10 protein-coding genes are annotated in these 11921 nt (G+C 71.8%); 5 read left to right on the forward strand and 5 right to left on the reverse strand.

All coding sequences use genetic code 11. From position 1 onward, the window contains the following. Nucleotides 1–22: 22 nt before the first annotated feature. From ugpB to FHS87_RS11230, 3 genes are all read right to left on the reverse strand, one after another. Entirely contained in the window at nucleotides 23–1360 is a 1338-nt protein-coding gene (gene ugpB, locus FHS87_RS11220; RefSeq protein ID WP_184517922.1) for a sn-glycerol-3-phosphate ABC transporter substrate-binding protein UgpB, read from the reverse strand. Between the two features lie 127 nt (nucleotides 1361–1487). Continuing rightward, entirely contained in the window at nucleotides 1488–1940 is a 453-nt protein-coding gene (locus FHS87_RS11225) for a hypothetical protein (protein ID WP_184517925.1), read from the reverse strand. Between the two features lie 94 nt (nucleotides 1941–2034). Then, nucleotides 2035–2664 carry a bactofilin family protein gene (locus FHS87_RS11230; protein ID WP_376766435.1) on the reverse strand — a complete coding sequence of 210 codons (630 nt, stop codon included), beginning with the start codon at nucleotides 2662–2664 and terminating at the stop codon, nucleotides 2035–2037. A gap of 310 nt (nucleotides 2665–2974) precedes the next feature. Here FHS87_RS11230 and FHS87_RS11235 point away from each other — a divergent pair, with 310 nt between their 5' ends. The 4 genes from FHS87_RS11235 (at nucleotide 2975) to FHS87_RS11250 (ending at nucleotide 8170) form a co-directional block, all read left to right on the forward strand. Next, entirely contained in the window at nucleotides 2975–3973 is a 999-nt protein-coding gene (locus FHS87_RS11235) for an adenosine kinase (protein WP_184517928.1), read from the forward strand. A gap of 99 nt (nucleotides 3974–4072) precedes the next feature. Then, nucleotides 4073–4675, forward strand: coding sequence for a hypothetical protein (locus FHS87_RS11240; protein ID WP_184517931.1), 603 nt, complete (start codon nucleotides 4073–4075; stop codon nucleotides 4673–4675). A 300-nt stretch (nucleotides 4676–4975) separates the two neighbouring features. Beyond that, nucleotides 4976–6811: a translational GTPase TypA gene (gene typA / locus FHS87_RS11245; RefSeq protein ID WP_184517933.1), complete on the forward strand. Its 1836-nt coding sequence runs from the start codon at nucleotides 4976–4978 to the stop codon at nucleotides 6809–6811. Between the two features lie 126 nt (nucleotides 6812–6937). Further along, a complete protein-coding gene (locus FHS87_RS11250; protein ID WP_184517935.1) occupies nucleotides 6938–8170 on the forward strand; it encodes an MFS transporter in 1233 nt (410 codons plus the stop codon). A gap of 267 nt (nucleotides 8171–8437) precedes the next feature. Here the strand turns inward: FHS87_RS11250 and FHS87_RS11255 are convergent, their stop codons facing one another. Continuing rightward, on the reverse strand, nucleotides 8438–9679 hold the full coding sequence (locus tag FHS87_RS11255) for an MFS transporter (protein WP_184517937.1): 1242 nt from the start codon (nucleotides 9677–9679) through the stop codon (nucleotides 8438–8440). Between the two features lie 110 nt (nucleotides 9680–9789). Between FHS87_RS11255 and FHS87_RS11260 the strand changes: the two genes are divergently transcribed. Further along, nucleotides 9790–11097 (forward strand): NAD(P)/FAD-dependent oxidoreductase, encoded by a 1308-nt coding sequence (locus FHS87_RS11260; RefSeq protein WP_184517939.1) that lies wholly within the window; start codon nucleotides 9790–9792, stop codon nucleotides 11095–11097. Between the two features lie 22 nt (nucleotides 11098–11119). On the opposite strand, the gene FHS87_RS11265 is transcribed toward FHS87_RS11260, so the two are convergent. Further along, the gene (locus tag FHS87_RS11265) at nucleotides 11120–11905 is read right to left on the reverse strand and encodes a (Fe-S)-binding protein (RefSeq protein WP_184517941.1); all 786 of its coding nucleotides are present in this window, start codon (nucleotides 11903–11905) and stop codon (nucleotides 11120–11122) included. Between the last annotated feature and the right edge of the window lie 16 nt (nucleotides 11906–11921).

The following is an 11921-nucleotide window of genomic DNA, read 5'->3' on the forward strand; positions in this document are numbered from 1 at the left end:
CTTCTTCCCGGAGAGCCCGGCCCTAGCGGTTGGTGCGCTCGAAGTTCCGCAGCACCTGGTTGCCGCGCGTGTTGGCGTTGGCGAGGGCCTGCTGGGCGCTCACCCCACCCTGGAAGGCCCGCTCCATCTCCTCCTGGATGATGTTCCGGATCTCGACGAAGCCGCCGAGGCGGATGCCGCGGCTGTTCGCGGTGGGATCGCCGCCGCGCAGCATCTGCTCGATCGGCACGTCTGCCCCGGCGTTGCGGGCGTAGTAGTTCTGCGAGCGGCTCAGCTCATAGGCCGAGCGGGTGACGGGGACGTAGCCGGTGTCCTGGTGCCACTTGGCCATCACGGCGGGGCTGGAGATGTACTGGAAGAACTCGGCCACACCGCGCAGCTCCTCGGCGCTGCGCTGGGCGTTCGGCCCGCGGTTCATGGTCCAGAGGGCGGCACCGCCGATGATGGAGTTCCGCGGCGTGGTGCCCTCGTAATAGGGGAGCATGGCCGCGCCCCAGCCGAAGCGCGCCTCGCGCTCGATCCGCCCGCGCAGGCCCGAGGAGCCGAAGCCGATCGCGCACTCGCCCGCGGGGAAGAGCGGGTCGCCCGCGGCGTCGCGGCCGGCATAGCGGAACAGCCCCTCCTTCTGCCAGCGGACGAGGTTCTCCATGTGCTTGACCAGGAGCGGGTTGGTCAGGTTCAGCTCGGTGTTGAGCCCCTCGAAGCCGTTGCTGCGGCTGGCCAGCGGGACGTCGTGGATGGCCAGCACCTGCTCCACCATCAGCCAGCTCGGCCAGGCCGTGGTCATGGGGCAGGCGATGCCCGCCTCCTTCAGCTTGCGCGCGGCGCCCTCGACGCCCTCCCAGGTGGCGGGGAAGGCATTGGGGTCCAGCCCGGCGCGCTGGAACATGTCCTTGTTGTAGAAGGCGATGGCCGTGCTGCTGTTGAAGGGCATGGCCATGAGCTTGCCATCGGCCGAACTGTAGTAGCCCGCCACCGGCCCGATGAAGTCGCGGGGGTCGATCGCCACGCCCGTCTCGGCGGTGATCTCGTGGAGCGGCTTCACCGCGCGTCCGGCCGACATCATCGTGCCCGTGCCGACCTCGAACATCTGCACGATGTGCGGCGCGGTGCTGGAGCGGAAGGCCGCGATGGCCGCCACCATCGTCTCGGGATAGCTGCCCCGGAAGGTCGGGGTGACCTTGTAGCGGGGCTGGCTCGCGTTGAACTCCGCCACGATCTGCTCGAGCTGGCCGCCGGCAGGCTGGCTGAGCCCGTGCCAGAACTGAATCTCGACCGGCTGCTGGGCGCGGACGGCGAGGGGCGCGGAGGTGAGCGTTGCCAGCGCGAGTGCGCCAGCAGCAAGGTAACGACGCCGCATGATGAAACCTCCCGGGGTGCCTGATGCCGCTGGCTGCCAGCGGCCCGTTCTTGCGGGAAGCCTACAGTCGCGCGGCGGTCCTATGGAAGGTCCAAAGCCGGTTGTGGAAGGCCGGGCACGCCGCTCCCTATCCCGAGGCCAGCTCCGACAGGCAGCGGGCCTCGGTGCGGCTCTCCGTGCCCGAGGCGCGGGCCGCGGCCCAGGCGACGCGCGGCGCCCCGGCATCGCGGTAGAGAACGATGTCGAGCGCGCAATGGGCGCCCTGGTAGAGCCAGATCTCGGCATTCCCCTCGGGCCGGCGGCGCACGGGCTGGCCGAGCGCGCCGAGCACGCCCTCCGGGCTCTGGCCGAGCAGCGAGGCCACGCTCCCCGGGGCCGGGCGGCGCGCGGCCGGGCCGGCAGGTCGCGGTGCGGGGGAAGGGGAGGGCGAGGGTGCGCCGAGGCCCGTGATGCTGGCGCGGTGGCTCTCCAGCACCGCTTCCAGCACCTGGCTGGCCGCGTGGTCAGGCCCCGCGTTGCAGCCGGCCAGGATGAGGGGCAGGAGGGCGGCGAGAAGCCAGGTGAGGGTGGTGGGGCTCAAGGGCCCCAGGGGTGCCGCGGTCATCGCCGGCGCCATGGCTCGCTCGCCAGGAGAGAGGGACGGGCGCACGGGCAGGCCGCGCGCCCGCGGGGGATCAGTCCTCGTAGGGCGCCGCGTACTGCGGCGCGGCCCCGTGCGGGGCCGGGGCGAAGGAGGCCTGGCCCTCGGTCAGCATTTCCATCCGGCCGGAGAGCTGGCCGCCCTCCTCCACCGAGAGCTTGCGCGTGCGGGCGACGCCGAGGACGCGGCCGGTGGCGCGGATGGTGAGGGAACCGCGGGCGGTCAGCGTGCCGTCGAACACGCCGGCGATCTCGGCGTCATCCACCTGCACCTCGCCCTTGAAGACGCCGGAGGGGGTGATCTGCAGCTCGGAGGCCTGGATCATCTGGCTCTCGACCGTGCCGTCCACCACCAGCCGCTCGGCATCCGTCACGGTGCCCTGGAGGGAGATGCCCTTGCCGACGACGAGGGTGCGGCGCTCCGCCCCCGCGGGGGCCGGGCGGCCGACCTGGCGGGTCGGCATGGTCACGCCGGGGGTGGGGGCCGCGCCCTGCGGGGCGGTAGGCTTGGGCGGCAGGCTCATGACGGGTTCCTTGGGAGCGGTCGGACCCGGGGCGGGCCGGAAGGGGGGCATGGCCAGGTCGGGATCGCGTGAGACGGGCACCGTCGCGGGCTCGGGCTCGGTCGGCCCCTGCTCGGCAGGACGGCGGCGGAAGACGGACATGGCAGTTCCCCCTGCGCATTGCGGTCACGGCATCGCCCGGCCGTTGGCTGGGCATGGGCGTCGGCCCCGGCAATGGCGGGAACCCCAATGACGGGAGCCCTGGGGCCCCTCGCCTGCCGGATGCGGGCTATCACGGGCGGGAGATCCCGCACAACGCCCCGCAGCGCGCGGGGCGGATAATTCCGTCGCCGCGCCGGTTCCCCGCAGCGCCGCGCGTGGTATGGCGGCGCCCGGACGCGCCGGCCCTCTCCTGGGCCCGCGCCGATCGGGGACGAACCGGGCACGGCCCGGGCGACAAGGGAAGACGGTGATGGCGGAGCGGCAGGCGCTGGACATCCTGGGGATCGGCAACGCCATCGTGGACGTGGTGGCCTCCGCCACCGAGGCGACGCTGGTGGAATGGGGCATGGCCAAGGGCGGCATGGCCCTGATCGATACCGCCCGCGCTGAGGCGATCCATGAATGGATCAGGGCCGAGATGGGCGAGGGCGTGCAGACCGGCGGCGGCTCGGCCGCCAATACCTGCGCCGCGGCGGCGATGCTGGGAGCAAAGGTCGGCTATCTCGGCAAGGTGGCGGACGACGCGCCCGGCCGCGTCTTCGCCGAGGACCTGAAGGGGCTTGGCATCCACTTCCCCACCGCCCCGCTCAAGGGCGGCGACCCGACGGCGCGCTGCCTCATCCTCGTCACCCCCGACGGGCAGCGGACGATGAACACCTATCTCGGCGCCTGCGTCACCTTCGGGGAGGCGGATGTGGACGAGGGGGCGGTGGCCTCCGCGGCCGTCACCTACCTGGAGGGCTACCTCTTCGACCCCCCGGCGGCCCAGGCGGCCTTCCGCCGCGCGGCCGGCATCGCGCATGGCGCCGGGCGCTCGGTGGCGATCACCCTGTCGGACAGCTTCTGCGTCGGCCGCCACCGCACGGCCTTCCTCGACTTCATCGCGGCGGATGCGGACATCGTCTTCGCCAATGAGGACGAGGCGCTCTCCCTCTTCGAGGTCGGCGAGGTGGACGCCGCCACCCAGGCCTTCCTCGCGACCGGCAAGCTCGTCGCCCTGACGCGCAGCGAGAAGGGCAGCCGCATCATCACCCCCGCGGGCGAGGTGATCGAGGTGCCGGCCGTGCCGACCACGCTGATCGACAGCACCGGGGCGGGCGACGCCTATGCCGCCGGCTTCCTCGCAGCCCATGCGCGCGGGCTGCCGCTCGCCGAGTGCGGCCGCTGGGGCGGCGTGGCGGCGAGCGAGGTGATCTCCCACTTCGGCGCGCGGCCGCAGGCGGATCTGCGGAAGCTGGTCGCCGCCTGAAGGGGGCTGGGGAGGGAAACCTCCCCCCATCTTTCACGGGCCCGGCCGGAAGCCGATCCCGCCCCGGCGCGTTCCCGACCCCGACGTCAGGAGAACGCCATGACCCGCAAGACCACCCTCACCGCGGCCCTCGCCGCCGCCATGCTCGCCCTGCCGGCCCTCGCCCAGCCCGCCGATCCCGCCCTGCGCGAGATGCGGCGCGAGCGCGCCAACCCCCCCACGCCCTCCGTGCCCGCGCAGAACCGCAACGCCGCCGCGACGGACGCGATGGGCGTGGAGAACGCGCGCGGGCTGCTGGCCGAATCCCGCGCGCTCCTCACCCGCCGCCGGGCCGGGCAGGCCGTCGAGGCGCTGGAACGGGTGGAGACGCGGCTGCTGACGAATTCCGTGGTGGCCAGCGAGGCGGGCCGGCCGCAATCCACTGCGGCGCTGAGCCAGATCACCGCCGCCCGCCGCCTGGCCGCGCAGGGCGACACGCGCTCGGCCCTGCACGCCCTGGACCGGGCCGAGGAAGCGCTGATCGCCACCCCGACCGGCCCGGGCGCCCAGCCGCTTCCGGAGACGGTGCCGACGGGTGTGGATACGCCCGCGCCCGTGCCTCCTTCCCAGCAGCGGGACCGGATGCTGCGCCAGGGCACCCGCCCGGCCGTGCCGCCCGCCCCGCCCTCGGGCATGGCCACCGAGACGATGCCGCGGGGCTGATTCCCAGCCACCCCTGGGCCATCCCTGGGCCGACCCGCACCGCGCGCATGGGCGGGCGGCGCGGGCGGGCGGCGGAAACCCTCGCAATCCGGCGGGTGGCACGCTATCTCTGCGCCGCAACACGCCGAACCGCCCGAAGACAGGCCCCGCCGCCCAAGCGCGCGGGGCCTTCCATATGGTTGGATCTTCGGGCAGGGCCGCCCCTCCGGTGGAGGGGCGAAACGGGCGCGGTGGACCCCCTCACGGGGCCGGCATCGCGCGCAGCCGGGGGGATGCCCCGGCAGGAAAGGACATCGCGCGGTGACACAAAACCTCCGCAACGTGGCGATCATCGCCCACGTCGACCACGGCAAGACGACTCTCGTGGACAACCTGCTGAAGCAGGCCGGCGCCTTCCGCGCCAACCAGCAGGTCGCCGAGCGCGCCATGGACCGCAACGACCTCGAGCGCGAGCGCGGCATCACCATCCTCGCCAAGTCCACCGCGGTGGAGTGGAAGGGGACGAAGATCAACATCGTGGACACGCCGGGCCACGCCGACTTCGGCGGCGAGGTCGAGCGCATCCTGTCCATGGTGGACGGCGCGATCGTGCTCTGCGACGCGGCCGAGGGCCCGCTGCCGCAGACGAAGTTCGTGCTGACCAAGGCGCTCGCCCGCGGCCTCAAGCCGATCGTGGTCATCAACAAGGTGGACCGCCAGGACGCCCGCGCGGACGAGGTGCTGAACGAGGTGTTCGACCTCTTCGCCGCCCTCGGCGCGACGGACGAGCAGCTGGACTTCCACACCATGTTCGCCTCCGGCCGCCAGGGCTGGGCCGATCTCTCGATGGACGGGCCGCGCAAGGACCTGTCCCCGATGTTCGACCTCATCCTGAGCCACGTCCCGGAGCCGACGGTCGACCGCGACGCCCCCTTCGCGATGAACGCCTCCATCCTCGAGGCCGACAACTTCCTCGGCCGCATCCTGACGGGCCGCGTGGAGCAGGGCACGGCGCGGGTGAACATGCCCGTGCGCGTGCTGCGCCAGGACGGCACGGTGGTCGAGACCGGGCGCCTGACGAAGCTGATGACCTTCTCCGGCCTCGAGCGCGTGCCGGTCGATGAGGTGCAGGCGGGCGACATCATCGCCATCGCCGGCCTGTCCGACGCGACGATCCCCGACACCATCGCCTCCCCCGAGGTGACGGAGCCGCTGCCGGCCATCCCCGTCGATCCGCCCACGCTGAGCATGACCTTCCGCATCAATGACGGCCCGCTCGGCGGCCGCGAGGGCAAGAAGGTCACGTCGCGCCAGATCCGCGATCGCCTGTTCAAGGAGATCGAGGGCAACGTCGCCATCAAGGTGAAGGTGTCCGAGGAAGTGGACGCCTTCGAGGTGGCGGGCCGCGGCGAGCTCCAGCTCGGCGTGCTGATCGAGACGATGCGCCGCGAGGGCTTCGAGCTGACGATCGGCCGCCCGCGCGTGCTGACGCAGGTGAACCCGGAGACGGGCGAGAAGGAGGAGCCCTTCGAGGAGGTGCTCGTCGACGTGGACGAGAGCTACTCGGGCGTCGTCGTCGAGAAGATGTCGCTCCGCAAGGGGATGATGCAGGACATGCGTCCCTCGGGCGGCGGCAAGGTGCGGCTGACCTTCCACATCCCCTCGCGCGGCCTCATCGGCTACCACGGCGAGTTCATGACGGACACGCGCGGGACCGGCATGATGAACCGCCTCTTCATCGGCTATCAGCCCTGGGCCGGGCCGATCGAGGGGCGCATCAAGGGCAGCCTCATCTCCAACTCCGACGGCGAGGCGGTGCAGTACTCCCTCTTCGCCCTGCAGGAGCGCGGCGCGCTCTTCGTGGACCCCGGCGTGAAGGTCTATGTCGGCATGATCCTCGGCGAGCACTCGCGCGAGAACGATCTCGACGTGAACCCGATCAAGGAGAAGAAGCTCACCAACATCCGTGCCGCCGGCAAGGACGAGGCGCTTCTGCTGGTTCCGCCGCGCCGGATGAGCCTCGAGCAGGCCATCGCCTATATCGAGGAGGATGAGCTGGTGGAGGTGACGCCTTCGGCGATCCGGCTCCGCAAGCGCTACCTGGATCCGCATGAGCGGAAGAAGCATGCCCGCCGCTCGGAGAGCGAGGCGGCGTGAGCCAGGGGCCCGGGGAGAGATCCCCGGGCCTTTTTCTTTGCGCGGGGTGCGGGCGGCCCGCCCCCGCTGGTGGCCGCTTCCCCTCCGGCGCTAGGCTGCGCGGTGTCGGGGTGAGGAAGCGAACGGGTGGCCAAGGAGAGCAGAGCGGAATCCGCCTATGCCTGGTGGCGGCTGGTCGCGGCGGTGCTGCTGGCGACCATCGGCGGGATCGGGCTCTGGTCCATCGTGGTGGCGCTTCCGGCGGTGCAGGCGGAGTTCGGCGTGGACCGGGCCGGGGCCTCGCTGCCCTATACGCTGACCATGCTGGCCTTCATGGTCGGTGGCGTGGCGATGGGGCGGCTGGCGGACCGGTTCGGCATCGTGCTGCCGGTGGTGATCGGCGCGCTGGCGCTGGGCGCGGGCTATGTGGCCACCGCCTTCGTCCGGGAGCTGTGGCAGTTCGGGCTGCTCTATGCCGTCCTCGTCGGTGGGCTGGGAAGCTGCGCGGTGTTCGGGCCGCTGGTGGCGGATACCTCCTTCTGGTTCAACCGGCGGCGCGGCATCGCGGTGGCGCTCTGCGCCAGCGGCAACTACTTCGCCGGCGCCGTCTGGCCGCCGATCCTGCAGCATTTCATCGCCACCCATGGCTGGCGCGCGACGCATGTCGGCATCGGCCTGTTCTGCGTGGTGACCATGCTGCCGCTGGCGCTCGCCCTGCGGCGGCCGCCGCCGGTGCAGGCCGCCGGGGGCGGGGCGCAGGCGGCGGGCGGGCTGGCGCGGCTGGGCGTTTCCAAAGGCGCGCTGCAATCGCTGCTGATGCTGGCGGGGCTGGCCTGCTGCGTGGCGATGGCGATGCCGCAGGTGCATATCGTCGCCTACTGTGCCGATCTCGGCTACGGGCCGGCCCGCGGGGCGGAGATGCTGTCCCTCATGCTCGGCTTCGGGGTCGTCAGCCGCTTGGTCTCGGGCGCGATCACGGACCGGGTGGGGGCGCCGCTCATGCTGCTGCTGGGATCGGGGCTGCAGGCGGTGGCGCTGCTGCTGTTCCTGCAGTTCGACGGGCTGCTCGCGCTCTATGTGCTCTCGGCGGTCTTCGGCCTGTTCCAGGGCGGGATCGTGCCGAGCTACGCGGTGATGGTGCGGCAGTTCTTCCCGCCGGCGGAGGCGGGGCTGCGGGTGAGCCTGGTGCTCTCCGCCACGCTGGCCGGCATGGGGCTGGGCGGGTGGCTCTCGGGCGCCATCTTCGACGCGACCTTCAGCTACCGGCTGGCGCTGGTGAATGGGATCGGTTGGAACCTGCTGAACTTGGCCATCGCGGGCTGGATCGTGCTGCGGCTGCGCGGGCGGCCTTTCGGGGCGGCAGGGCGGCTCGGGGTTTGATTTCCTCGGGTGTTGGTCTGTCCCGGGGAGAGGAAGAAGGAATTCTTCCTCTCCCCGGACCCCTCACCATCATCTCTTTCTCCGAGTTGGGATCGCTCCGCTGACGGTGCGCCTGAGGTCATCGACCTCAGGCGACTGCAAAGGCCGGAACAGGCGACCTCAACCGGAAACCCCTTCGATCATCGTATCCACGGCAGTCAGACGGGGTTCCAAGGGCCTCAGGCCCTTGGCGGGTGGAGGGCGGAGCCCTCCGTCACTGCTCCACGGCTATTCCGCGGCCACCGCGACAGGTTTGGGCGAGGGGTCCGCCCAGAGTTCGGGGTGGAGTTCCTCGCGCCGGTCCGGGAAGAGGAGGGCGCAGGCCAGGGTGACCGCGCCGAAAGCGGCGAGGGTGATCATAGCGACGGCGAGGTTGCCGAAGCGGTCATGGAGGTAGCCAATGACCGGGGAGGCCGCGGCGGCACCGAGGAAGCCGACGAAGAAGCGGATGGAGTAGAGCTTCGCGCGCAGGGCGGGCGCGACGTAGCGTGCGGTCATCGTCTCGTTCACCGTGACCTGGCCGAAGATGGCCGCGGCGGCGATGGCGGCGACGGGGAGCACGGCCCAGCCCTGGAGGAAGGAGAGGGCGAGGAGCGCGGGGACCAGGGCGATGGCGAGCGGCAGGAAGACGCGCTTGAGGGTGGTGCGGTCGATCAGCCGCCCCACGGTGAACTGGGTGAGGCCGCCGAAGAGGGTGGCGGTGAAGGCCAGGGCGCCCACCAGCGGCAGGAGGCTGGGGCTGTCCGCCATGCGCTCCTGCATCAGCTTCGGGATCAGCAGGGTGAAGGCGTTGAAGACGAAGCCCGAGGACACCGCCATCAGCAGCAGGGAGATCACCGCCTGCCGCACGATCGCGCGCGGGATCTCGGGGAAGGGGCGGGCGCCGCGCGCGTGCAGCCGGGCGTCATAGGGCGGCTCGCGCAGCCACATCGCGCCGAGGACGAGGGCCGCCACCCCCGGCAGGATGAAGGCCCAGCGCCAGCCGGCGGAGGCGACGATCAGCGCGGTCAGCACCGGGGCGCAGGAGACGCCGATATTGCCGAAGACGCCGTTGTTGCCCATGGCACGCCCCACCCGGTCCCCCGCCGCCTCCACCAGCATGGCCGTGCCGATGGGGTGGTAGATGGCGTTGAACAGCCCGGCCAGGGCGAGCGCCGCCGCCAGACCCCAGGGGCCGGAGACCAGCCCGGCGAGGATCAGCGAGGCGCCGACGCCGAGGCAGAAGGCGACCATCAGCGCGTGCCGGCCGACCTTCTCGGCCAGCCAGCCCATGGGCAGGGCGGCGATGCCGTAGAGGACGAACATGCCCGTCCCCAGCGCCAGCACCGGCCCGTACTCCGCCCCGAAGATCCCCGCATCGCTCGCCACCATGCCGAGCACGGCGGTGGCCAGGATGAGCAGCGTGTAGTGGCAGACCGCATGGGCGGCGTTGATCAGCCAGACCTGACGCGTGGCCGGATCCCTGAGCATCGGCGGGCCCTCCCTCTTTCCGCCATCCTGGCCGAGGAAGCGGCCGGGCCAAAGAGCTTCCCTCTCGCGAATGCTTGACCAGCCTGCCCCAGGCCGGGAATCTTGCCCGCATGGAACAAGACGCGACACCCGACGTCCTCGTCATCGGCGGCGGCCCGGCGGGCTCGACCGCGGCGGCGCTCCTGGCGAAAGCCGGGCGGGACGTGGTGCTGGTGGAGAAGGAGGCGCATCCCCGCTTCCACATCGGCGAGAGCCTGCTGCCCCGGAACCTCGACATCCTGGAGCGGCTGGGGATGCTGGACGCCGTGCGGGAGATGGGGGTCCACAAGCCCGGTGCCGAGTTCGTCTCCGACCGCACGGGGCGGTCCTGCGCCTTCCCCTTCGCCCAGGCGCTGAACAAGGCGCGCACCCATTCCTGGCAGGTCCGGCGCTCGGATTTCGACGCCGCGCTCTTCGCCAATGCGCGCCGCCTCGGCGCGACGGCGCTGGAGGAGACGCGGGTGACGGACATCGTCTTCGCCGCGCGCGGGGAGCGGGCGCGGGTGACGGCGCGCACGAAGGAGGGGGTGGACCTCGCCTTCCGCCCGCGCTTCGTGCTGGACGCCTCCGGCCGCGACACCTTTCTCGCAGGCAAGCTGCGGCTGAAGGAGAGCAACAAGTACAACAACACCGCCGCGATGTACGCGCACTTCACCGGCGTGGAGCGGCGCGAGGGGGAGCTGGACGGCTACATCTCCATCCACCTCGCCGAGGACGGCTGGTTCTGGCTCATCCCGCTCCCGGGCGAGGTGATGAGCGTCGGCTTCGTCGGCAACCAGTCCGCCTGGAAGGGCCGGAAGGGAAGCGCGAAGGAGCTGTTCCTGGAGCGGATCGCGAGCAGCCCGACGGTCTCCGCCCGCACACGGGGCGCCGAGATCACCTCGGAGATCTACTCCACCGCCAACTACTCCTACCGCGCGACCTCCGGCAGCGGCGAGGGCTACCTGATGATCGGGGACGCCTTCGGCTTCGTGGACCCCATGTTCTCCACCGGCGTGCTGATGGCCATGACGGCGGGCGAGCTGGGTGCGAAGGCCGCGAGCACCTGGCTGGACGACCCCGTCCGCGGCGCCGCCGCCTGCCGCGCGACGAACAAGGAGCTGGCCCGCGCGATGGACCGCATCGGCTGGCTCATCTACCGCATCAACGACCCCGTCATGCGGAGCCTCTTCATGGCGCCGAAGAACACTCTGTGGATGCGGGACGGGATCATCAACATGCTGGCGGGCAACCTCGCCGGCGGGCGCTTCGGCGACCCCCGCGCGATCCTGCCGATCCTGTCCTTCAAGGCGGTATTCCACGTCCTCTCGTGGATGCACCGGCACGGGATGGGGCCGGCCATGCCGGAGGCGCGGCCCGCGATGGCGGCGGCGGAGTAGGGCCGCCCCGGCGCTTCCAGCGCTACTGGCGCTCCCGCTCCGTCTCCCCGATCGGCGGCACCTCGCCGGTCATCCCGGCCAGCACCTCGGCGACATGGCGCACGCGCACGTCGCTCGCCTCCCGCTTCAGGCGGCCGGCCATGTTCATCAGGCAGCCCATGTCGCCGGCCAGCAGCGTGTCCGCGCCCGTCGCGCGGATGTCGGCCACCTTGTCCGTCACCATGCGGGTCGAGATGTCGGGGTACTTCACGCAGAAGGTGCCGCCGAAGCCGCAGCAGACATCGGGCTCGGCCAGCTCCTTCACCGTGAGGCCGGGCACGCGGGCGAGCAGGCGGCGGGGCTGGGCGCGCACGCCCATCTCGCGCAGGCCGGAGCAGGAATCGTGATAGGCGGCCACCCCGTCATAGGGCGCGCGCTCCGTCTCCATCCCCATCACGTCCACGAGGAAGGAGGTCAGCTCGTGCGTGCGGGCGGCCAGCGCCTCGGCCCGGCCGCGATAGGCGGGATCGTCGGCGAAGAGGCCGGGGAAGTGATGCGCGATCATGCCCGAGCAGGAGCCCGAGGGGGCGACGACGTAGTCGTAGCCCGAGAGGCTGTCGATCAGCGGGCGGGCGAGGTCCCGGGCCGTCGCCCGGTCCCCCGTGTTGTAGGCGGGCTGGCCGCAGCAGGTCTGGGCCGGCGGCACCTCCACCTGGCAGCCCGCCTCCTCCAGCAGCTTGATCGCCGCGAAGCCGACGGTGGGCCGGTAGAGGTCCACGAGGCAGGTGACGAAGAGGGCGACGCGGGGCTTCTGCGGGATCTCGGACATCCCACCCAAGATAGGC

Source organism: Muricoccus pecuniae, from assembly GCF_014199205.1.
In the GTDB taxonomy this organism is placed as follows: domain Bacteria; phylum Pseudomonadota; class Alphaproteobacteria; order Acetobacterales; family Acetobacteraceae; genus Roseomonas; species Roseomonas pecuniae.